This window comes from Pseudarthrobacter ribosi (assembly GCF_055412865.1).
Genome location: NZ_JBVAYZ010000017.1, coordinates 59,582 through 79,782 on the forward strand (window position 1 = coordinate 59,582; position 20,201 = coordinate 79,782).

A 20,201-nucleotide genomic window follows, 5' to 3' on the forward strand; every position below is an offset into this window, starting at 1 on the left:
CCTGCCGGCTGAGATGTCGCCGGCCCGTTACCGGTGCCGGTGTCATAGGGTTGGACCATGTACAAGCCGCGCGTAGTCTTCGTCCACGGGGCGGGCAGCTTCGGTGCTGCCGCGTGGCCGAAACAGCACGGAATGGCGCTGGACTACGACGCGCTGTTCCTGCGCCGCCATGGGTATGACCCCGTCGATGAGCCGCTGGAAACGGACTTCGCCGCCGACGCGGCGATCGTCCTTCGTGCGCTGGCCGACGACGGCCGCGGCATGGCCGGCGGCCACGTCGTCGCCCACTCGCAGGGTGCCATCGCCGCGATGATGGCCGGCGTCGAACGCCCGGACCTGGTGCAGTCGCTGACCCTGGTGGAGCCGGCCTGCCTCTCGCTCACCGCGGAGCTCCCGGCGACGGCGGCGCACCGAGCCCTGATGCAGCCGCTCTTCGAGGTCCGCCACCACCTGAGCGATGAGGATTTCCACCGCGAATTCGTCCGCCGGGTGTTCGCAGCCCACACGCCGGCCCAGGCGACCCTCGGCGCCCCCAGCCCGGAAGACCAGCGGGAGGCTCGCCGCCTGCGCCTGCAGGTTCCGCCCTGGGAAGCCCCGCTGCAGATTGTCCCCGGCGTCCCCACGCTGGTCCTGACCGGCGGCTGGGAACCGCTCTACGAAGAGATCGCGGGCTACCTGCGGGAGACCGGCGCCGTGCACCGCACCGCGCCGGGAGGGCACCGGCCCCAGGATGCGGCTGAGGGAAACCGGATCATCCGGGCGTTCATCGCCGACGTCGGCCGGCAGCAGCACGCCCACGCCTCCTAGCCGGCGGCGGCTCCGCCGACGGCAGGCGCCGGCAGGTAGACCTTGCCGCCCGAGGCGATGAACTCGTTGCTCTTTTCCCGCATTCCGGCCGCCAGCGCGGCCTGCGCATCCGCTGGGCCGTATTCGTCCCGGATGTCCTGGCTGATCCGCATGGAGCAGAATTTGGGTCCGCACATCGAGCAGAAATGTGCCGTTTTGGCCGACTCCGCGGGGAGCGTCTCATCGTGGAACGCCTCGGCCGTCACCGGGTCCAGGGACAGCGCGAACTGGTCCCGCCAGCGGAACTCAAACCGTGCCTTGGACAGGGCGTCGTCGCGTTCATGGGCCCTGGCGTGGCCCTTGGCGAGATCCGCGGCGTGGGCAGCGATCTTGTAGGTGATCACACCGGTCTTTACGTCATCCTTGTTCGGCAGCCCGAGGTGTTCCTTGGGGGTGACGTAGCAGAGCATGGCGGTGCCGTAGCGGGCGATCTCGGTGGCGCCGATCGCCGAGGTGATGTGGTCGTAGCCGGGTGCGATATCGGTGACCAGCGGCCCCAGCGTGTAGAACGGGGCTCCCTTGCAGAGTTCCTGCTGGCGCTCGACGTTTTCCCGGACCAGGTGGAACGGCACGTGTCCGGGCCCCTCCACCATGACCTGGACATCGAAAGCCCAGGCCCGCTGCGTGAGCTCGGCCAGGGTGTCCAGTTCGGCGAACTGCGCCGCGTCGTTGGCATCCGCCGTCGCGCCGGGCCGCAGCCCGTCACCCAGCGAGAACGCGACGTCGTAGCGGGCGAAGATTCCGCACAGTTCGTCGAAGTGGGTGTAGAGGAAGTTCTCCTGGTGGTGCGCCAGGCACCAGCCGGCCATGATCGCTCCGCCGCGGGACACGATGCCGGTGACCCGGCCGGCGGTCAGCGGCACGTAGCGCAGCAGCACTCCGGCGTGGATGGTCATGTAGTCCACGCCCTGCTCGCACTGCTCGATCACGGTGTCCCGGAAGATCTCCCACGTCAGGGCGTTGGCCTCGCCGTTGACCTTTTCCAGCGCCTGGTAGATCGGGACGGTGCCGATCGGCACGGGGGAGTTGCGGATGATCCACTCGCGGGTGGTGTGGATGTCGTCCCCGGTGGAGAGGTCCATGACGGTATCCGCGCCCCATTGGGTGGCCCATTGAAGCTTGTCGACTTCCTCCGCGATGGAGCTGGTCACCGCCGAGTTGCCGATGTTGGCATTGATTTTCACCAGGAACGCCTTGCCGATGATCATCGGTTCGGATTCGGGGTGGTTGACGTTGCTGGGGATGATGGCGCGGCCTGCGGCGACTTCGGAGCGGACCAGTTCGACGTCGCAGTTCTCGCGCAGCGCGACGAACCGCATCTCCTGGGTGATCACCCCGTCCCGCGCGTACCGCATCTGCGTGACCGTCCTGCCGTCGACGGCGCGGCGCGGCACCGGCCGGGCGCCCCGCCATTCGGCCGACGCTGCGCCGCGGCGCACTGCCGACCTGCCGTCATCGAGCAGCTCCCGGCCCCGGCCCTCGTAGGGTTCGGTGTCCCCTCTGGCGGCAATCCAGGGGCCACGGAACGGCTGCAGGCCCCGGACCGGTTCACTTCCGGGGCCTGCGGTGCGGTACACGCGGAACGGGGCGTTGGCGGCGCCGCCGGGGGAGTCGGCCAGCGCGATTTCGGTCACCGGGACGCGGATGCCGTGTTCGGCGTCCGTGGCGAACGCCAGGGAGTGGGATTTCAGCGATTGTGTGGGGGCCGGGGGCTGATCATGGACCGACAGGCCCGGGACTGCGTCATTTTGGACAGGGCTGTGCTGTGTCAATTGCGTCTTCACGGAATGCTCACTTCCTTCGCCGGCATTACCCGGACAGGTTCAACGGTCGCAGGCTGCGTCAGCCCGATCTCAGCCCCTGCAAGGGCTCCCGTGTGGTCGTAGACGAAGCTACCACAGGCTCTCCGGAAGGCCGCCGCGTATGACGGCGCCCGGTCAGGCCGCGGTCTAGGCTTGAAGCCATGACCAGCATCATCGAGTTCAGCGGCCCCATCCTCACCGCGGCGGACCAGGAACACCGCGGGCTCTGGTCGGTGGACGGCCTGCTGACCTTCGACCGTCCGGCCGCCGCGCCCGGCCTCGTCCTGGACGGCTGGGTCATCCCCGGGCTGGTCGACGCGCACTGCCATATCGGTCTCGGCCCCGGCGGGGACGTCCCGGACGGGACAGCGGAGGCGCAGGCCCGGGCGGACCGCGACGCCGGGACCCTGCTCGTCCGCGACGCCGGCGCCGTCCATGACACCCGCTGGCTCCAGCGGCGCGCCGACATGCCCCGCATCATCCGCTCGGGCCGGCACATCGCGAGGACACGGCGGTACCTGCGGGGCTTCGCCGTCGAGGTGGAACCGGAGGGCCTGGTCGAAGCCGTGCGCAAACAGGCCCGCGCCGGGGACGGCTGGGTCAAGCTCGTCGGGGACTGGATCGACCGCGACGCCGGCGACCTCGCTGCCAGCTTCCCGGCCCGGACGCTGAAAGACGCCGTCGCTGCCGCCCACGACGAAGGCGCCCGCGTGACGGCACACTGCTTCGCGGAGGACACGCTCGATGACATGCTCGACGCCGGGATCGACTGCATCGAGCACGCCACCGGCCTGCTCCCGAGGCACCTGCCGCGTTTCGTCGAACAGGGCGTCCCGATCGTCCCCACCCTCATCAACATCGCCACGTTCCCGGACATCGCCGCGCAGGCTGCGGCCAAGTTCCCCCGGTACGCGGCGCACATGCGCGCGCTCTGGGAGCGCCGGGCGGAACGCGTGCTGGGCGCCTTCGAGGCCGGCGTCACGATCTACGCCGGGACGGACGCAGGCAGCGTAATCAAACACGGGCGCATCGTCGACGAGCTCCAGGCGCTGCACGCCGCCGGTCTCCCCGCCTCCGCGGCGCTCGACGCCGGCGCCTGGGCCGCCCGGAACTGGCTGGGGGCCGACGGGATCACGCACGGCGCCAGCGCCGACGTCCTGGTCTGCGCCGAGGACCCGCGCCGGAACCTGGCCACCCTGCAGACCCTCCGGCACATCGTCCTGCGCGGAGAACTGGCCCGCCGGAACCGCCCCGCCCCATTAGGAATAAATTGAAGCTTCAAGTAATTTAGCTCTATGAGGGTCATCGACGGTCGGTGGCCGCCGAAGCACCGGAGCGATCACATGACTGCAGAAACCAGCATCGAGGATCTTCTTCCCGCCGAACTCACCATGGGCACCGTGATGCTCAAGGTCGGCGACATGAAGCTCATGACGGACTACTACCAGCGGGCCCTGGGCCTCGACGTCGTGGCCGAGCAGGACGGCGGACTCTACCTCGGCCGCCGGCGGAAGCCGCTGGTCCACCTCGCCCCGGCGCCCGGGCTGAGCGTCCCGTCCCGCGGCGAGGCCGGACTCTTTCACACGGCCCTGCTGTTCGAGGACCAGCCCTCCCTCGCCGCCACCGTCGCCAGCGCGGCGCAGTACGAGCCGCAGTCCTTCAGCGGCAGCGCGGACCACCTGGTCAGCGAAGCCTTCTACTTCACCGATCCGGAGGGCAACGGCATCGAGCTCTACTGGGACCGTCCCCGCGACGCCTGGTCCTGGGACGGCAAGACCGTGGTGATGGACAGCCTGGCCCTGCCGCCGCAGCGCTACCTCGAGCAGTACCTCACCGAGGAATCCGTGACCGGTCAGCGCGAGGCCGAGGCCGGCGTCGGGCATGTCCACCTGCAGGTCGGCGACGTCCAGTCCGCGCAGGATTTCTACGTCGGAACGCTCGGGTTCGAAAAGACGGCGGGCTGGCACGGACAGGCGCTGTTCGTCTCGGCCGGCGGCTACCACCACCACATGGCCATGAACGTCTGGAACAGCCGCGGCGCCGGCCCCCGCCGCGACACCCTGGGCCTCGGCGAGGTGCTGATCGAAGTGCCGGCCGGAGACGACGTCGGAGCCCTCGCGGACCGCCTCAGGACCGCCGGGGTCCAGTCCCACCACACCGGCGCCGAACTGCGCTTCGAGGACCCGTGGCGCAACCGCATCCGCGTCGCCGTTCGCTGAGTGACCGCCGCCCCCGCCACTCCTGCGCAGGTTTCCAGCCTCGGGGACATGCCCCGCGCAGGCAGGGGTGACTGGACATGATGCCCGTATGTCCATCGGTCACGGTCAGGGGAGGGCATGTCCCGTCTGGGAGCCCGCCGGGCCGGAGCGGCTAGGCTGAAGTGACGCCACAAAACAGCGGCCCAGCGCCGCCGGACAGCTAAGGACGAGCTCCATGGGATTCACCGAAGTCTTTGTTTCCAAGCACGATGAAGCCCTCAAGCGTGCCGCCGCCCTCGACGGCGGGGCCGCGGCGGCCTCCGGGGCCGTCCGGATGACGGACATCACCGACTTCGAAGTCGAGCGCCTGGGCGACCTCGCCGGCACTGCCGTCCACGCCTCCGGCGCCGACTACGAGCTCGCCATGGTGGATGTCGCCAGCGACTCCCTGCTCGGCGTGCCGCCGGCGATGGTCCGCGCCCTGGCCGAGCTGCTCAGCTACGAGACCGAGGGCGAGGGCAACGTCCTGGACGACGTCGCCGAAAGCTGGGCTGCCGAAGAGGACATGCCCTTCGGCGCAGAGCAGGCCGCCCGCTACGTCCGGCAGCTCGCCGAACTGGCCGCCGAGGTCGACCCCGCCAGCAAGTCCGGCCTCTACGTCTGGACTTCCTGACCCGTGTCGGGCCCCAAATCGACCGGTTCCGGGTGTCAAGTCGAATTCCCGCCGCTGATCTGGCACAATAAACAGGTACTCGATCTGCGTGGCCCCTCTCTCCGCGTCCGGATCTTGTCCTTTTAGAACCCCCTAGTACGGCCCGCCCCACGGGTGCAGAACGCCGGGCTCGACCCCGTTTCAGAAACAGGAGTGACCACAAAAGTGGCCGTAAAGATTCGCCTTAAGCGCTTTGGCAAGATGCGCGCACCGTACTACCGCATCGTCGTCATGGACGCACGCTCCAAGCGTGACGGCCGTGCCATCGAAGAGATCGGCAAGTACCACCCGACCGAAGAGCCCTCGTACATCGAGGTCGACACGGACCGTGCCCAGTACTGGCTCGGCGTCGGCGCACAGCCGTCCGAGCAGGTTGCCGCGATCCTCAAGATCACCGGTGACTGGCAGAAGTTCAAGGGTCTCCCGGGCCAGGAGGGCACCTTGAAGACCAAGGCTCCCAAGGCTGCCTTCGTTACCCCGGAAAAGGGTTCCGTGATCATCCCGGAAGCCATCACCAAGAAGGCCAAGAAGGACGATGCAGCCGAGGCTCCCGCCGACGCCGCAGCAGAGACCACCGAGGCTGAGTAAATTGTTGGCAGAAGCGCTCGAGCACCTCGTCCGCGGGATCGTTGACAGTCCTGACGATGTCAAGGTCAGTGCGAAGAACAACCGCCGCGGGGACACCCTCGAAGTGCGCGTTCATCAGGACGACCTCGGACGGGTGATCGGCCGCCAGGGCCGCACCGCACGCGCATTGCGCACTGTGGTGGCAGCACTGGCGGACGGCGAGCCGGTCAGGGTCGACGTCGTCGACACCGACCGCCGCCGGTAACGCTTCCAGCAACACTTGTCTTGAGTCCGGCCCCTTCACCAGATAATGGTGGAGGGGCCGGACTGTTTTCCCCCGCAGCCCCACCCACACACCAACCCCGAACAGAGGAACAGATGCAGCTTCAGGTGGCACGAATCGGCAAGCCCCACGGCATCCGCGGCGAAGTGACCGTCCAGGTGCTCACCGATGCGCCCGGCGACCGCTTCGTCCCGGGAACCCAGTTCGTGGTGGAGCCCGCCGCCGCGGGGCCGCTCACCATCCTCAGCGCCCGCTGGAACAAGGACATCCTGCTGCTCGCCTTCGAGGAGATCGAGACCCGCAACGAGGCGGAGACCGTCCGTGGAGCCAAGCTGTTCATCGAAACCGAGGAACTCGACGCCGATGACGACGACGAGGGCTGGTACGAGCACGAGCTCGAGGGCCTGGAGGTCCGCGTCGGTGACCAGCTGGTCGGCAAGGTTTCCGGCCTCCGCACCCTCCCGGTCCAGGACCTGCTCGTCGTCACCGCCACGGACGGCAAGGAAGTCCTGATTCCCTTCGTCGAGCAGATCGTCCCCGAGGTCAACGTCGGGGAAGGCTACATCCTGGTCACCCCGCCGCCGGGACTATTCGAAGTCAACGTCGAGGACGAGGCCAAGTCCGGGGATGAGCAGGCCGCGGATGTGCCGGCCGGGGACAGCACCGAAAGCCGCGCCGACACCGGGGACAAGGCCTAAATGAGGGTCGACGTCGTCAGCATCTTCCCCGAGTACCTGGCCCCGCTGGAACTGTCGCTGATTGGCAAGGCGCGCCAGGACGGCCTGCTGGAGCTGAACGTCCACGATCTCCGGGAATTCACCACGGACCGCCACCGGACCGTCGATGACACCCCGTACGGCGGCGGCGCCGGCATGGTCATGAAACCCGAGCCCTGGGCGCAGGCCCTGGCCGCCGTCGCGGCGGACCGCCCCAGCGATGCGGCTAAGCCGGTCCTGATTGTGCCGTCACCGGCGGGGGAGCGGTTCACCCAGGCCACCGCCCATGAACTCGCCGGGGAAGAGCGGCTGGTGTTTGCCTGCGGCCGCTACGAGGGTATCGATGAGCGCGTGATGGAATGGGCGGCCGGGCACTTCACGGTGCGGCCCATGAGCTTGGGCGACTACGTCCTCAACGGCGGCGAAGTGGCGGTGCTGGCGATGGTGGAGGCCATCGGCCGCCTACTGCCCGGCGTCGTGGGCAACCCCGAGTCCCTCGTCGAGGAGTCGCACTCGGACGGCCTGCTGGAGTACCCCGTCTACACCAAGCCCTCCAGCTGGCGGGACCGCGAGGTCCCCGCGGTACTGCTTAGCGGCAACCACGGCAAGATCGCCCAGTGGCGCCGGCACGAGCAGTACCGGCGCACCGCTGAACGCCGCCCGGACCTGCTGGAGCAGTTCGACGCCGCCAAGCTGCCCCGCGCGGACCGCACCGCCTTCGCGGACCTCGGCTACGACATCGTCGACGGCCATCTCTCGCGCCGCGCGGACGCCGACGGGGATTCCGCCTGACCGGATTGGCTGGACGGCCCCGGATGTGGCAAAATTAGTCCTTGTGCCTGCTGGGTGCGAACCTGCCACAGGGGGAGCGTCACCAACAGTGCGGCACCCCGGCCCCGCCAATTCCTGGCGGAGCCGGATTCACAAAATTTTCGGCGGGAATTTCCGGGCCGCAACTGCACCCGGGCTTCGCCGCCGTGACCCCACGTGAAGGACCTGTGGCGTTCACCAGGAGTGAATCAATGCATATCCTCGATTCTGTAGACGCAGCCTCGCTGCGCACCGATGTTCCCGTCTTCCGCGCGGGTGACACCCTCAAGGTTCACGTGAACATCATCGAAGGCAAGAACTCCCGCGTCCAGGTCTTCCAGGGCTTCGTCCTGGGCCGCCACGGCGACGGCCTGCGCGAAACCTTCACCATCCGCAAGGTCTCCTTCGGCGTTGGCGTGGAGCGTACCTTCCCGGTGCACTCCCCGATCATCGATAAGATCGAGCTCGTCTCCAAGGGTGACGTGCGCCGCGCGAAGCTGTACTACATGCGCGATCTGCGCGGCAAGGCTGCGAAGATCAAGGAAAAGCGCGACTTCCAGACCAAGAAGTAGTCCTTTCCGGCTTCAATCACAGCCTTCCACCGCAGGCTTCCACCGCGGGTCCACGGTCCGTGTCCGGCCAGCGCCGGAGCATCCGCAACAGCGCTGTTCAGTTGAGAAAAGCGTTAGAGGATACGGATCATGGAACACACAAAACGCCAGCCCAGGAAACTTGGCTGGCGTTTTGTGTTCCTGGCCGTCGTGCTGGCCGTGGTCATCAGCGGATTGATCCGCTCATTGTGGCTTGATGTCTTCTACATCCCCTCCGCTTCGATGGAGCCGATGTTCCGCGAGGGCGACAGGATCCTCGTCTCGCGCACCGACTTTCGCGCCGAGCCGGTGGGCCGGGGCGACGTGGTTGTCTTCGACGGCCGCGGCTCCTTCGCCCCGCTGGACAGCGGCAACGGTCCCGTCCTGGACTTTCTCGGCGGCGTCGGGCACTGGGTCGGACTCACCGGCGGCGACACCACCTACATCAAACGCGTCATCGGGCTCCCCGGTGACCACGTGGTCTGCTGCGACGCCGACGGCAGGCTCACAGTCAACGGCCAGCAAGTTGCGGAACCCTATCTCTTTGAGGGTGACGCCCCGAGCGAGCTGACATTCAGCGTGATCGTGCCCGCCGGACGGCTCTGGCTGATGGGGGACCACCGCGCACTCTCGGCCGATTCGCGCAGTCTCCTCGGCGCCCCCGGCGGAGGTATGGTGCCGCTGGAACGGGTGATCGGCAGACCGGTCCAGATCATCTGGCCGATTGATAGATTTACAGCAGTGGGACGGCCCGCGGAGGCCGCCACAACAACAGCGAAGAACGGACAGTAGATGCCCGAGACCGGACCCCGGACTCCAGATCCGCAGGGGCAGGACCAGCCCCGGGTTGCCTCCTCAGCGGTCCCCGCCGCGGAGCACCCGGCTGTGCCTGACGTCCGCGCGGATCGCGGGTCCGCGGACGGTCCGGCCCATGCGGGAACCGCGTCCAAGCGTGCGCGCCGGGCGGCGTCCCGGCAGCGGCACAGCCCGCTGTTCCTCTGGGCGAAGGAAGTGGCCACCGTGGTGCTGGTCGCCATCGTGCTGTCCTTCCTGATCAAAACCTTCCTGTTCCGGGCGTTCTACATCCCCTCGGAGTCCATGGTCAACACCCTGGACGTGAACGACCGTATCTTCGTGAACCTCCTGGTCCCGGAGCCGTTCGCCCTGGAGCACGGCGACGTCGTTGTGTTCAGGGACACCCAGGGCTGGCTGGTTCCCATGGCCGAGAAGGAAGCTGGTCCCTTCACCTGGGTCCAGGACGGGCTGACCTTCATCGGCCTGCTGCCGGATAACTCGGAGCAGCACCTCGTCAAGCGCGTCGTGGGCCTGCCGGGGGACCGGGTGGCCTGCTGCGATGCCGGCGGCAGGCTCATGGTCAACGGCACACCCGTGGACGAGCCCTACATCAACCCCGCCGAAGTGCCCCAGGTACGTGAATTCGACGTTGTGGTCCCCGAGGGGAAGATCTGGGTGATGGGTGACAACCGGAATCATTCCGCCGATTCGCGCGCCCATACGGACAGCAACGGCGGCTTCGTCGACATCGCCGACGTCGAGGGCAAGGCCGCGGTCATTGCCTGGCCGCTGAACCGCATCACCGCCCTCGACAACTACCCGGACGTCTTCCGCGACGTGCCCGACCCGGCCGGAAAGTAGCGGCTGACATCATGTCCGAGGCCCCCACGCTCGACTACGAACGGCGCTTCCGCAGCTCCGGCGCCCGGCTGCTTGCCGGCGTCGACGAGGTGGGCCGCGGCGCCCTGGCGGGGCCCGTTAGTGTGGGAATCGCCGTTGTGGACCTCCAGGGGCAGAAGCTGCTCGCCGATGTGCGCGACAGCAAGCTGCTCAAAGTGGCGGACCGCGAACGCCTGGTGCCGCTGGTCCGGAGCTGGAGTGTGGCCTCCGCCGTCGGGCATGCCTCCTCGAATGAGATCGACGCCCTCGGCATCATCGCCGCGCTCCGGCTCGCCGGAACCCGCGCCTGGCTTGCGGTACTCGCGGCCGGGGTGATCCCGGACGTCGTGCTGCTGGACGGCAGCCACAACTGGCTTTCGCCCGAAACCCAGCCGTCCCTGTTCGACGACGGCCCGGCGGAGCCCGGCTGCGACGCGCCGGTGCACACGCTGGTCAAGGCCGACATGCAATGCCTGAGCGTCGCCGCGGCGTCCATACTGGCCAAGGTGGAGCGCGACGGCATGATGCGCGAACTGCACCACGAATACCCCGCCTTCGGCTGGGACGAGAACAAGGGCTACGGCACGGCCACGCACAAGGAAGCGCTCCGCGCCGCCGGGCCCACGCCCTATCACCGCGTGAGCTGGCAGCTGCTCACGGACTGACGCCAGGACCGCTCCCGGCCCGACGTCAACGGCACCGGCGGTGGCGCGGGACGGACTGTGGCGCGCGGGGCTCGCCGGATGGTGCAAGATGGAACCATGAGTGCCGAGGACCTTGAAAACTATGAGACCGACATGGAGCTGCAGCTCTACCGCGAATACCGCGACGTTGTCGGGCTGTTCAGCTACGTGGTCGAGACCGAACGGCGTTTCTATCTGGCCAACCACGTTGACCTGCAGGCCCGCAGCGCCGACGGCGAGGTTTACTTCGACCTGACGCTGCAGGACGCCTGGGTCTGGGACGTCTACCGCTCCGCCCGTTTCGTCAAGAGCGTCCGCGTGATCACCTTCAAGGACGTCAACGTCGAAGAGCTTCCGCGCAGCGAGGAACTTGCCCTGCCCAAGGCCGGCGACCTCGGGAACTGACCCCGGGAACCCTAGGCCTGTTCGAGCTCCTGCAGAAACTCACCAATGCTGGTGTGCAGTTGCCGGAGACCGAGTGTTGTCATGCTGAGAGTGGCCGAATCCGCGTCCTTGCCGATGTCCCGAAAGCGAAGAACCATCTCCGGGCGGTCCTCCTCTGCCGGGACGTAGCTCACCTCGATGAAAATTGAGTTGACCTGATCCGGGAAGCCGGCCAGAGCCTTGAACTGCGAGGCCGAGGCCGCGAATTCAGGGTTGCCGGATGGCCATGAGTGATGCTCACAGTACGAGTACAGGCACCGCAGGGTGAGGCACTCGCCTCCGGCGCCATTGTGCTCATCGCACCACGGCTCACATGCTGACTTCGTGGTCATGTTCGTTCTCCTTGTCCTGGAACAACTGATGATGTTCGCCGGCGGCCAGGTAGGTGCCGGGCATTTGCAGGTTACGACCGGGCCGCGACAATTTGTGCCGGCCGGGTCGTCTTTCATCTCCAGGCGTCGACGGAGGTGGCACGCTCGACTCAGGCCCCGTCACGAGAAGCGCCTCACGCGACGCCGATAGCATTGCGCATTTTGCCGAGGGCGGAAGCACGGACGCGCTGGACCTTCGGGCGCGAGAGTCCGAGGCGGTGTCCGACTTCGGAGTCGGGGATCGGATCGTAATCGGAGAACCCGAAGGCGAGGCGGCAGACGTCCTCTTCCAGGTCGTCTACAGCGGCGAAGGCGGCTTCGACGAGGAGCATATCCTCGACGTCGTCGCAGTAGTCCCGGCCGCAGGCGGGGACGTCAAGTCGGTTGGGGTAATCGCTGGGGCCATCGGCGTCGTCGCCCGGGCCGTCGAGGGACTGAGTGCTGCGGACGGCCGTAAGGACGGAGCCGAAGGTCTCTGCGGTCATGCTGTACCGGGGAGCCAGCGCGGCGCCTTTGATGGGGTCGCCGTCGGCCTTGCGGAGGATTGAGTAGAAGCGCTTCAGGGTCCGCTCGGGCACGCTCATGGCAACCGGAGCGACGACAGCCGTACCCATGGAGTTAGCGACGTAGCCCTCGACGGTGGCGGCGAGCCTGGAGTGTGCGCCGTCCAGGTCGAAGGCGTAGAGAGCTTCCAGGAATCCCTCGACGGCGGCCATGCGGAGGTCTGCCCCGAGGCCGGACTTCCCGGGGCCGTCGGCCCAGGCGCCGCCGGCGTGACGGTACACGCCGGAGGCCTTGCGAAGTGCGTAGGCGTAGGCGTGAAGGAGCTGCAGCGTAGCCGCCTCGTCGCCGCGCTTGGCCGCGTGAATTGCCTCACGTTCCTTCATGAGGGGAAGCCTGCCGGTCGTCACGCGGCGGTCGAAGATGTCGGAGAGGGCCTTGTCGAAGTTCAACATTTCTCGTTTCCTGTTCTGGCGCGAGGCGCCTTATGCGACGGGCGCTCTGATGGTTGGCTTTACTGGAAAAGATACTTGCGCGAGGCGCCTCGCGTGTATAGAAAACTGAACGGTTACCGAGCCGTAACCTTCGGCGCTCGGTAACAGTTTCCATTTGACGGAGGGCGGGGCGGACAGGCTCCAGGCCTGCCGGCGGGCGGCCGGGCCCTCAACCGGAGCTCCCGCGATGCAGGTCGGCACGAGGCGCGACGGATGTTAGGGAAGGTTCCGAAGAGGAAGGGGCCGGCTCCGGCCCTAGTGCTCGCGCTGCTTCTGGCCTAGACTTGCGCCGAGGACTCAAGCAGTGGGGCGCCTCACGCAAGAAATATCGGTACGCCTGGGGGGTATCGCCGATGAGTGAAATGATAGGGCCGGAGCCGTCTCGCGAGTGCGGGGAGGATGACGATTCTTTGCTGGGGAAGGTTCCAGAAGGGTACGTCGTCCTCCCCATCCCCGAAGCTCCCGGCCACTGGATCGCCGTCTTCACGGACGGCTCCTATGTGAGGGACTGGGCACCGTCCTAGGGCCCGGGAGGCGGCTCCCCGGCGTCAGCGCGGTCTCGTCGGCATGAAGATCGTAGATGTTCCGGGGAGCGTGTTTCCAGGCAGTGATCCGCTGGACGAAGCCTCACGGGAGCCGAGCGAAAGTCTCGACGGTTGCAACCGCACAGCCACTGCCGGCGAACCCGCGAATTCCTCAACGAGGGCCACGCCAGACCCCTCCCGTGACCTGCTGCTTCTCAACGCCGCCCAGGTCGGGCCGCATGGGGGAGTAGGCGGGCCGGGTAACGCGGGGGCCAGGAGTAGAGGCTCCCGGCTTCGAGGCCGCGGCCTGAGCGGGAAAGGCGACGACGCCGAGAACCTCGGCAATCTTCGCCGAGCGGCGGGCGCCCATATGGGGAAGGATTTCCCGCATGATTTCGGCGGCCCGGGGGCCGGAGATTTCGGAGTGCCAAGTGGCCTTGACCGGCGCGGGGTGAAGGGACAAGCGGAGTGTCGTCTCCATGAGGGACGCCGCACGCCCGACCACGTCGCGGTCGGTCATTGCAAGGCGGATACGGGGGTACTTGCCGCGATGGGCGTCGAAGGTGCCTTCACCTTCCAGGAGCCCTGCCAGCCAGAGGATGTCGTCTGGGTCGCCGTGGATCATGTCGCAGGGCTCCTTCTGAGCAATAGCCAATTGTCGGGATGCCGAAGGCATCGGCGAGACAGGAGATTATTAGTCCTCCCTTGCGCGAGGCGTTCTACGCTTCGGCCCGTAGCAGGGTGGATGCCGGCCTTTTTCGTCGTGGGCGGAGGGGGCCGGTGCCGGCAGGCCTCTATGTCGTTGAGATGGACAAAGAGGAAGGGGGCCAGGGAGGGTCTGTCTGCTCAGTCAGGGGGGCCGGAGAGTTGATGGTGGCAAAGGGACGCAAATCACGTTCGATGCGTCGCTCCGTCCTTCAAAAGCCTACCTTCGCCGGCGCTCCGCCTCGTCTGCGACGAGGCTGGCGCGTTCACACATATCGCGAAGGGCCACGGCGATCCGCTTGCGGTCCTTCGCGGCGAGGTCATCCATGGCAATCCGGCGGATGAACGTCCCAACCAGGGCGGCGGCAGACTCGACGACCTCGGGGTCGGAGATCGGTGCTCCGGCGCCGAAGAGGGCAAGAGTTTCGCTGTTGCGCTCGCGCTTCTCGACGGACCGCTCGCGGGGGCTCGCCGAGCGGAGACCGAGCTCTTCCAGGGCGTCGTCATCCAGGCGATCGCGAAGGACGTTTCCGGTGTGATAGCGAATGGCCGCCTGGATCGTCGAGAGGTCGCCGCCGGGGACGTTCGCCTGACTCATGACCTCGCGGACCCAACTGCGGTAAGCATAGGTCCGGCCCAGCCAGTCTGGAGTTCCCTCGCGGGTGAAGAAGTGCTCGCGCGCCGATATGAAGGCGCGGGCGGTCTCGCGGAGTGTCTCGGTCCGCTCGTTGTCTGCGACCGTGTAATAGCGCCGCAGCGAGCTCACAGCTTGGCTCTGCAAGTCGTTTAGGGCGAGAGTCGAATTCATGTACCCACGGTAAACCGAGCGAGGCGTCTTACGCTAGTCGTCAAGCAACGAAAAAATGACACCGTCAGATTCCACGGAGTCGCGTTCGCGGTGTCCGGTCGGACGATCCCGGTCCGCGCGATAGTGCCGTGACCCTGCCTCGGCGTCGTTGATCAGGCACGTGCCGTGGATGACTAGCATTGCTGATCTGGGGCGGTTGTGCGGATCGCAGCCTCGATAAATGCGGAGCGGGTCGATGATGCCGCGTCCCGTGCCAACTTCCGGAAGTTACCCACATAGGCCCGTCAGCTCCTGTGCCGTTGCCCCGTTCGGGAACACGCTGGTTCCATGAGAGCAAAGGACGTGCTGGGCCGGCGCGGGGAGGAACTCGCGGCCGGATATCTCAAGGCCCAGGGCATGCGGATCGTGGACCGCAACTGGCGCTGCCCCGAGGGCGAGATCGACATTGTCGCGCTCGACGGCGACACGCTGGTCATCGCCGAAGTGAAAACGCGCAGGTCCCTCGCGTACGGGCATCCGTTCGAGGCCGTCGGTGTGGACAAGCTGGCCCGGCTTCACCGGCTGGCCTCCGCGTGGTGCCGCGACCATGAACTCCGGATGCCGCTGCGCCGGGTCGATGTGATCGCCGTGCTCGACGACGGGGTCGGCGTCCCCGCCGTGGAGCACCTCAAAGGGGTGGGGTAGGTGGCACTCGGCCGGACCTACGCGGTAGCCCTCGTCGGCCTGAACGGCTACATCGTCGAAGTGGAGGCCGACATCGGCCAGACGCTGCCGGCGTTCATCATTCTGGGACTTCCCGATGCTTCGCTCAACGAGGCCAAGGAACGGATCCGCTCGGCCGCCCAGAACTCGGGGATACCGCTCAGTCGCCGGAAGATCACGGCCAACCTCATCCCGGCGTCGTTGCCCAAGCGCGGCTCCGGCTTCGACCTGGCCATCGCCATGGCCGCGCTGCTGGCCTCCAACGATGTCCGGTCCACCGGCCGGACAGTCTTCATCGCCGAACTGGGCCTGGACGGCAGGCTGCGGCCGGTCCGCGGCGTCCTCCCCGCCGTCATGGCCGCGGTACGGGCAGGCTACGCCGACGTCGTCGTGGCGCAGGCCAACGCCGCCGAAGCCGCACTCGTGCCCGGCGCCCGCGTGCAGGGCTACACCACTCTGGCCCGCCTGGCCTTCGATTTCGGCGCCGATCCGCGGGATCTGGCCCTCGAATTCGACCCCGCCCCCGACCCGGGCGAACCGGAGGACGGAGCTGAGACGTTGCCCTATTCGCCGCCGGACATGCGCGACGTCTCCGGGCAGGGGGACGCCCGGCGGGCGCTGGAAGTCGCCGCCGCCGGCGCCCACCACCTGCTGCTGACAGGCCCTCCGGGCGCGGGCAAAACGATGCTGGCCGAACGGCTGCCCGGGCTCCTGCCGGACCTCGGCGACGCCGAGGCCATGGAAGTGACGGCCATCCATTCGCTCTGCTCGCTGACCTCAGCCTCACTTCAGCTCGTGCGCAGGCCCCCGTACGAGAACCCGCATCACACCGCCACCGCCGCGGCCATCATCGGAGGGGGCTCAGGGCTGCCGAGGCCCGGGGCCGCATCCCGGGCCCACCGCGGGGTGCTGTTCCTCGACGAGGCCCCGGAATACGAGCGGAGGGTCCTGGATGCCCTCCGGCAGCCGCTGGAGAGCGGGGAGCTCGTGCTGCACCGTGCGGCAGGAACAGCGGCGTACCCTGCCCGCTTCCAGCTCGTGCTCGCGGCCAACCCGTGCCCCTGTGGCAAGGCCACGGGCAAGGGCGTCGACTGCATCTGCACCCCGACAATGCGCCGGCGGTATCTGGCCCGCCTGTCCGGGCCGCTGCTGGACAGGGTCGATATCCAGCTGCAGGTTGAGCGGGTGTCGCTGGCCGACTTTGGCGTGCGCGGGGCCGAGGAGGACACCGCCACCATCGCGGCGCGCGTCCACGCTGCACGGCAGCGCCAGCTCAAGCGGCTGCTTCCCTTCGGTATGGAAACCAACGCCCAGGTCCCGGGGCGTGTCCTGCGGGGCGCCCTGCGGCTCGGCGCCCCCACCACCCGGATCCTGGACCACGCCATGGAACGCGGCGCGCTGACGGCCCGCGGCTACGACCGCGTCCTGCGCCTGGCGTGGACCCTGGCGGACTTGGCCCTGCGGGGCGTCCCGGAGCCGGACGATATCGGACTGGCCCTCAATCTCCGGCAGGCAGCCGTCGCCGCCTAGCAGAACGTTCCGCCGACGCCGCCGCAGGAGCGCGGCGCCATCACTGACCGCCAGCCTGCGAAAGGACCACCATGACAGAGAGCGAACGGACGGCCCGCGCGGCGCTGTCCCGGCTGTTTGAGCCGCAGGACGCTGCAGGCCTCGCACTCGTACGCATCGCCGGGGCGGAGGACGCGCTGAAGATCGCCACCGGTCAGCTGGCCGCCGGAGCCGAGCTGGAGCAGGAGATCTTCCGGTTGCTGGACGAGAACAGCTCGGGCAGCGGCTGGACGGGCCTGGCGACAGCCCGGCAGCGCTGGGCACCGCGGGTCCCTGATCTGGCACCGGCACGGGACCTCGCCACAATGCAGCGGCTCGGCGGTCGCCTGATTATCCCGTCCGACGAACTATGGCCCCGACAGCTGGCGGACCTCGGACTCCAGGAACCGATCTGTCTGTGGTGGCGCGGCATCGAACAGCAGCTGCCGGCGACCGCCAGGTCCGTCGCGCTGGTAGGTTCCAGGGACAGCACCTCCTATGGCGCCTCCGTCACTGGCGACCTCGCATATTCGCTGGCACAGCGGGGTTTCACCATCATCTCGGGCGGCGCCTATGGGATCGATGCGCACGCGCACCGGGCAGCCCTCGCCGGCGGCTCGTCCGGCAGCATGCCCACCATCGCCGTGATGGCTGGGGGAGTGGACCGTTTCTACCCCTCCGGGAACGAGGAGCTGCTGCGGACCGTCGCGAACCAGGGCGCGGTCCTGGCCGAGGTCCCGCCGGGTTCCGCGCCGACGCGGTACAGGTTCCTGCAGCGCAACCGGCTGATCGCCGCGCTGGCATCCGTCACCGTCGTCGTGGAGGCGAGATGGAGATCCGGTGCGCTCAACACCGCGCACCACGCGGAAACCCTGGGCAGGGCCGTCTGCGCTGTGCCCGGGTCGGTGCACAGCGCCAATTCCGCCGGTTGCCACCGGCTGCTCCGGGAAGGCGGGGCGGTCTGCGTCACTGATGCGGCGGAGATTGCGGAGCTTGCCTCGCCCAGCGGCGAAGCGCTGCCCGAGGCCAGGACCGGCCGGGCGGCAGTGCAGGACGGGCTGACCCTGGAGGACCTCATTCTGCTGGATGCGCTGCCGCTGCGCTCCACCACCTCGGTGGAAAAGCTCACCGTTGTCGCGGGACTGAGCGCGGATTCGGTGCGGGCGGGCCTGGGCCGGCTCGGGCTGCTGGGTCTGGCCGAATCGCACCGCGGCGGCTGGAAGCGGTCTGGTACGGCAGGCTGATCGGCCGCCGGCGTCCGGCGGAGGCCGGCAGCGGCGCGTCCCATGCCGGCACCGGACCGCGGCACGCCGTCGGGCTCCTTGATCACCGGACGATTCCTGCGAGAGTGAGGGGGTGACACAACAGATCCCCGCCGCCCTCGCCACGGCCGCCCAGGGTTTCGGCCGCTATCTGGAAGCCGAACGGGGGCGTTCGACCCACACGGTGCGCGCTTACCTCTCTGACGTCGGGAGCCTCCTGGTGCACGCGGCCTCCGAAGGGGTGGAAGACCTCCCCGGGCTGGAACTCGGCACCCTGCGGCGCTGGCTCGGCTCGCAGAGCGAAGCCGGGATGTCCCGCGCCACGCTGGCCCGCCGCTCGGCCACCGCCAGGGCATTCACGGCCTGGGCCATCCGCGAGGAACTGATCGACACGGACCCGGCACTGCGGCTGAAGGCGCCGAAGCGGGAGAAATCCCTGCCCGGCGTGCTCCATCAGCAGCAGGTCCTCCGGCTCGTCGAAGGCACGGAATCCGCGGCCGCCGAGGGCGGTCCGCTGCCGCTGCGGGACCGTGCCATGGTGGAACTGCTGTACGCCACCGGGATCCGGGTCGGCGAGCTGGCCGGTCTCGACGTGGACGACCTCGATCCTGACCGCAGGACCCTGCGGGTGCTCGGCAAGGGCAACAAGGAACGCACGGTGCCTTACGGCCTGCCCGCTGTGCTCGCCGTCGACGACTGGCTGCGCCGGGGCCGGCCCGCACTCGCCACAGACACCTCCGGCCCGGCACTCTTCCTCGGTGTCCGCGGCAAACGCGTGGACCAACGGCAGGTCCGCAGCGTCGTCCACGATCTGTTGGAAGCCCTGGGGGACACCGCCGCCACCGGTCCGCACGCCCTGCGGCACTCCGCAGCCACGCACCTGCTCGACGGCGGCGCCGACCTCCGGGCGGTGCAGGAAATCCTGGGCCACAGCAGTCTGGCCACGACCCAGATCTATACCCATGTCTCCGTCGAGAGGCTCCGGCAGAGCTACCAGCAGGCCCATCCCCGGGCCTGAGCCCGGCGGTTCGGGCCGGGCCTGCCGGCGGAATGGCCCCATACGGCACGCGGCGCGGCGCGCCGGGGAAGACGCGCCGAATCACACTGGCGTAATGCGGAGGCGTACGGCAGAATAGGAGTCACGCCCGGCAACTTTCAAGTGTTGCTTGAAGCTCTTGAGCATCAAGTTCCACCGAGGAACCGGGCAATAGCTTAATAGTCTGGCTAGGACCACCCGTCTCACGGCGGACCCGCGCAACAGACAGACATCCAGGCAGAGGTCGTTGGGGAAGACGTACCTACAGCTATGGAGGATGGAATGTCTGTTGCACTGACCCGCGGTGTGTTGTTCGTTCACTCGGCCCCAACTGCCCTGTGCCCCCACGTTGAGTGGGCCATAGGTTCTGTTGTGGACAAGCGGACTGACCTTGAGTGGACTGCTCAGCCAGCTGCGCCCGGAATGTTCCGGGCCGAGCTGTCGTGGACCGGAATCCCGGGCACGGGGGCTCAATTGGCTTCTGCCCTGCGAGGCTGGGCACACCTGCGCTATGAGGTCACGGAAGAGCCCAGCCAGGGCGTGGATGGTGGCCGCTGGTCGCACACGCCGGAGCTGGGTATTTTCCACGCCGCCACGGACGTGCACGGCAACATCATGGTCTCCGAGGACCGCATCCGCTACGCCTACGAATCCGGCGCCGGCGACCCCTCCGCGGTCTACCATGAGCTCTCCCTGGCCCTCGGCGAGGCCTGGGATGAGGAACTGGAGCCCTTCCGGCATGCCGCCGAGGGCGCACCCGTGCGCTGGCTCCACCAGGTCGGCTAAAACACCAGACCGGAAGTACACGAAGGCGGGCGCACCGCCAGGTCCCGCCGCAGACACTCCATAGCAGCCCCAAACGATGGCGGCAATGTTCACAAAGAACATTGCCGCCATCTGTCGTCCCGGCGTGCCGAGGGCAGTC

Annotated in this window: 24 protein-coding genes and 1 riboswitch; of the genes, 19 read left to right on the forward strand and 5 right to left on the reverse strand. The window is 68.0% G+C overall.

The window, feature by feature from the left end; all coding sequences use genetic code 11:
- Positions 1 to 57: 57 nt before the first annotated feature.
- Positions 58 to 807, forward strand: coding sequence for an alpha/beta fold hydrolase (locus tag ACZYZ5_RS15470; RefSeq protein WP_463902833.1), 750 nt, complete (start codon positions 58 to 60; stop codon positions 805 to 807).
- Here ACZYZ5_RS15470 and thiC read toward each other — a convergent pair.
- The gene (gene thiC, locus ACZYZ5_RS15475; RefSeq protein WP_463902835.1) at positions 804 to 2,630 is read right to left on the reverse strand and encodes a phosphomethylpyrimidine synthase ThiC; all 1,827 of its coding nucleotides are present in this window, start codon (positions 2,628 to 2,630) and stop codon (positions 804 to 806) included. The two genes, ACZYZ5_RS15470 and thiC, sit on opposite strands and share 4 nt — an antisense overlap.
- Positions 2,625 to 2,732, reverse strand: a riboswitch (TPP riboswitch). (Overlaps the previous gene by 6 nt.)
- Positions 2,733 to 2,809: 77 nt before the next feature.
- On the opposite strand from thiC, the gene ACZYZ5_RS15480 reads away from it, so the two are divergent.
- The 12 genes from ACZYZ5_RS15480 to ACZYZ5_RS15535 all read left to right on the forward strand — a co-directional run bounded on the left by ACZYZ5_RS15480 (position 2,810) and on the right by ACZYZ5_RS15535 (position 11,286).
- Positions 2,810 to 3,922, forward strand: coding sequence for an amidohydrolase family protein (locus tag ACZYZ5_RS15480; protein ID WP_463902837.1), 1,113 nt, complete (start codon positions 2,810 to 2,812; stop codon positions 3,920 to 3,922).
- Between the two features lie 69 nt (positions 3,923 to 3,991).
- The gene (locus tag ACZYZ5_RS15485) at positions 3,992 to 4,867 is read left to right on the forward strand and encodes a VOC family protein (protein ID WP_463902839.1); all 876 of its coding nucleotides are present in this window, start codon (positions 3,992 to 3,994) and stop codon (positions 4,865 to 4,867) included.
- A gap of 214 nt (positions 4,868 to 5,081) precedes the next feature.
- Complete coding sequence (locus ACZYZ5_RS15490) at positions 5,082 to 5,519, forward strand: hypothetical protein (RefSeq protein WP_463902841.1); 438 nt, start codon at positions 5,082 to 5,084, stop codon at positions 5,517 to 5,519.
- A gap of 204 nt (positions 5,520 to 5,723) precedes the next feature.
- A complete protein-coding gene (gene rpsP, locus ACZYZ5_RS15495) occupies positions 5,724 to 6,146 on the forward strand; it encodes a 30S ribosomal protein S16 (protein WP_104175432.1) in 423 nt (140 codons plus the stop codon).
- Between the two features lies 1 nt (position 6,147).
- On the forward strand, positions 6,148 to 6,390 hold the full coding sequence (locus ACZYZ5_RS15500) for an RNA-binding protein (RefSeq protein ID WP_224046810.1): 243 nt from the start codon (positions 6,148 to 6,150) through the stop codon (positions 6,388 to 6,390).
- Between the two features lie 113 nt (positions 6,391 to 6,503).
- Positions 6,504 to 7,106, forward strand: a complete 603-nt coding sequence (rimM, locus tag ACZYZ5_RS15505; protein WP_463902843.1) for a ribosome maturation factor RimM — start codon at positions 6,504 to 6,506, stop codon at positions 7,104 to 7,106.
- Positions 7,107 to 7,916, forward strand: coding sequence for a tRNA (guanosine(37)-N1)-methyltransferase TrmD (trmD, locus tag ACZYZ5_RS15510; RefSeq protein WP_463902844.1), 810 nt, complete (start codon positions 7,107 to 7,109; stop codon positions 7,914 to 7,916).
- Between the two features lie 230 nt (positions 7,917 to 8,146).
- Complete coding sequence (gene rplS, locus ACZYZ5_RS15515) at positions 8,147 to 8,506, forward strand: 50S ribosomal protein L19 (RefSeq protein ID WP_282380368.1); 360 nt, start codon at positions 8,147 to 8,149, stop codon at positions 8,504 to 8,506.
- 129 nt (positions 8,507 to 8,635) lie between these two features.
- Entirely contained in the window at positions 8,636 to 9,316 is a 681-nt protein-coding gene (lepB, locus tag ACZYZ5_RS15520) for a signal peptidase I (protein ID WP_463902845.1), read from the forward strand.
- Positions 9,317 to 10,180 (forward strand): signal peptidase I, encoded by an 864-nt coding sequence (gene lepB, locus ACZYZ5_RS15525; RefSeq protein WP_463902846.1) that lies wholly within the window; start codon positions 9,317 to 9,319, stop codon positions 10,178 to 10,180.
- Between the two features lie 11 nt (positions 10,181 to 10,191).
- Positions 10,192 to 10,863, forward strand: a complete 672-nt coding sequence (gene rnhB / locus ACZYZ5_RS15530; RefSeq protein ID WP_463902848.1) for a ribonuclease HII — start codon at positions 10,192 to 10,194, stop codon at positions 10,861 to 10,863.
- A gap of 96 nt (positions 10,864 to 10,959) precedes the next feature.
- Positions 10,960 to 11,286 carry a DUF2469 domain-containing protein gene (locus ACZYZ5_RS15535; protein ID WP_069952106.1) on the forward strand — a complete coding sequence of 109 codons (327 nt, stop codon included), beginning with the start codon at positions 10,960 to 10,962 and terminating at the stop codon, positions 11,284 to 11,286.
- A gap of 11 nt (positions 11,287 to 11,297) precedes the next feature.
- Here the strand turns inward: ACZYZ5_RS15535 and ACZYZ5_RS15540 are convergent, their stop codons facing one another.
- On the reverse strand, positions 11,298 to 11,657 hold the full coding sequence (locus ACZYZ5_RS15540; protein ID WP_463902850.1) for a hypothetical protein: 360 nt from the start codon (positions 11,655 to 11,657) through the stop codon (positions 11,298 to 11,300).
- Positions 11,658 to 11,830: 173 nt separating this feature from the next.
- Positions 11,831 to 12,652: a sigma-70 family RNA polymerase sigma factor gene (locus tag ACZYZ5_RS15545; protein WP_463902852.1), complete on the reverse strand. Its 822-nt coding sequence runs from the start codon at positions 12,650 to 12,652 to the stop codon at positions 11,831 to 11,833.
- Positions 12,653 to 13,044: 392 nt separating this feature from the next.
- Between ACZYZ5_RS15545 and ACZYZ5_RS15550 the strand changes: the two genes are divergently transcribed.
- Entirely contained in the window at positions 13,045 to 13,215 is a 171-nt protein-coding gene (locus tag ACZYZ5_RS15550) for a hypothetical protein (protein WP_463902854.1), read from the forward strand.
- A gap of 172 nt (positions 13,216 to 13,387) precedes the next feature.
- Here ACZYZ5_RS15550 and ACZYZ5_RS15555 read toward each other — a convergent pair whose 3' ends face one another.
- Positions 13,388 to 13,840, reverse strand: a complete 453-nt coding sequence (locus tag ACZYZ5_RS15555; RefSeq protein ID WP_463902855.1) for a hypothetical protein — start codon at positions 13,838 to 13,840, stop codon at positions 13,388 to 13,390.
- Between the two features lie 300 nt (positions 13,841 to 14,140).
- Positions 14,141 to 14,728, reverse strand: a complete 588-nt coding sequence (locus ACZYZ5_RS15560; RefSeq protein WP_463902857.1) for a hypothetical protein — start codon at positions 14,726 to 14,728, stop codon at positions 14,141 to 14,143.
- 327 nt (positions 14,729 to 15,055) lie between these two features.
- On the opposite strand from ACZYZ5_RS15560, the gene ACZYZ5_RS15565 reads away from it, so the two are divergent.
- From ACZYZ5_RS15565 to ACZYZ5_RS15585, 5 genes are all read left to right on the forward strand, one after another.
- Positions 15,056 to 15,412 (forward strand): YraN family protein, encoded by a 357-nt coding sequence (locus ACZYZ5_RS15565; RefSeq protein ID WP_463902859.1) that lies wholly within the window; start codon positions 15,056 to 15,058, stop codon positions 15,410 to 15,412.
- Complete coding sequence (locus ACZYZ5_RS15570) at positions 15,413 to 16,960, forward strand: YifB family Mg chelatase-like AAA ATPase (RefSeq protein WP_463902861.1); 1,548 nt, start codon at positions 15,413 to 15,415, stop codon at positions 16,958 to 16,960. It begins immediately after the preceding gene.
- A 71-nt stretch (positions 16,961 to 17,031) separates the two neighbouring features.
- Positions 17,032 to 18,222 carry a DNA-processing protein DprA gene (gene dprA, locus ACZYZ5_RS15575; protein WP_463902862.1) on the forward strand — a complete coding sequence of 397 codons (1,191 nt, stop codon included), beginning with the start codon at positions 17,032 to 17,034 and terminating at the stop codon, positions 18,220 to 18,222.
- Positions 18,223 to 18,334: 112 nt separating this feature from the next.
- Positions 18,335 to 19,258 carry a tyrosine recombinase XerC gene (locus tag ACZYZ5_RS15580; protein ID WP_463902864.1) on the forward strand — a complete coding sequence of 308 codons (924 nt, stop codon included), beginning with the start codon at positions 18,335 to 18,337 and terminating at the stop codon, positions 19,256 to 19,258.
- A 300-nt stretch (positions 19,259 to 19,558) separates the two neighbouring features.
- Positions 19,559 to 20,062 (forward strand): DUF3145 domain-containing protein, encoded by a 504-nt coding sequence (locus ACZYZ5_RS15585; RefSeq protein ID WP_463902866.1) that lies wholly within the window; start codon positions 19,559 to 19,561, stop codon positions 20,060 to 20,062.
- Positions 20,063 to 20,201 lie beyond the last annotated feature (139 nt).

Coding starts and splice junctions, on each gene's coding strand:
- ACZYZ5_RS15470 (WP_463902833.1), top strand. CDS start 58: ATGTACAAGCCGCGCGTAGTCTTCGTCCACGGGGCGGGCAGCTTCGGT.
- ACZYZ5_RS15480 (WP_463902837.1), top strand. CDS start 2,810: ATGACCAGCATCATCGAGTTCAGCGGCCCCATCCTCACCGCGGCGGAC.
- ACZYZ5_RS15485 (WP_463902839.1), top strand. CDS start 3,992: ATGACTGCAGAAACCAGCATCGAGGATCTTCTTCCCGCCGAACTCACC.
- ACZYZ5_RS15490 (WP_463902841.1), top strand. CDS start 5,082: ATGGGATTCACCGAAGTCTTTGTTTCCAAGCACGATGAAGCCCTCAAG.
- rimM (WP_463902843.1), top strand. CDS start 6,504: ATGCAGCTTCAGGTGGCACGAATCGGCAAGCCCCACGGCATCCGCGGC.
- trmD (WP_463902844.1), top strand. CDS start 7,107: ATGAGGGTCGACGTCGTCAGCATCTTCCCCGAGTACCTGGCCCCGCTG.
- rplS (WP_282380368.1), top strand. CDS start 8,147: ATGCATATCCTCGATTCTGTAGACGCAGCCTCGCTGCGCACCGATGTT.
- lepB (WP_463902845.1), top strand. CDS start 8,636: ATGGAACACACAAAACGCCAGCCCAGGAAACTTGGCTGGCGTTTTGTG.
- lepB (WP_463902846.1), top strand. CDS start 9,317: ATGCCCGAGACCGGACCCCGGACTCCAGATCCGCAGGGGCAGGACCAG.
- rnhB (WP_463902848.1), top strand. CDS start 10,192: ATGTCCGAGGCCCCCACGCTCGACTACGAACGGCGCTTCCGCAGCTCC.
- ACZYZ5_RS15535 (WP_069952106.1), top strand. CDS start 10,960: ATGAGTGCCGAGGACCTTGAAAACTATGAGACCGACATGGAGCTGCAG.
- ACZYZ5_RS15540 (WP_463902850.1), bottom strand. CDS start 11,657: ATGACCACGAAGTCAGCATGTGAGCCGTGGTGCGATGAGCACAATGGC.
- ACZYZ5_RS15545 (WP_463902852.1), bottom strand. CDS start 12,652: ATGTTGAACTTCGACAAGGCCCTCTCCGACATCTTCGACCGCCGCGTG.
- ACZYZ5_RS15550 (WP_463902854.1), top strand. CDS start 13,045: ATGAGTGAAATGATAGGGCCGGAGCCGTCTCGCGAGTGCGGGGAGGAT.
- ACZYZ5_RS15555 (WP_463902855.1), bottom strand. CDS start 13,840: ATGATCCACGGCGACCCAGACGACATCCTCTGGCTGGCAGGGCTCCTG.
- ACZYZ5_RS15560 (WP_463902857.1), bottom strand. CDS start 14,728: ATGAATTCGACTCTCGCCCTAAACGACTTGCAGAGCCAAGCTGTGAGC.
- ACZYZ5_RS15565 (WP_463902859.1), top strand. CDS start 15,056: ATGAGAGCAAAGGACGTGCTGGGCCGGCGCGGGGAGGAACTCGCGGCC.
- dprA (WP_463902862.1), top strand. CDS start 17,032: ATGACAGAGAGCGAACGGACGGCCCGCGCGGCGCTGTCCCGGCTGTTT.
- ACZYZ5_RS15585 (WP_463902866.1), top strand. CDS start 19,559: ATGTCTGTTGCACTGACCCGCGGTGTGTTGTTCGTTCACTCGGCCCCA.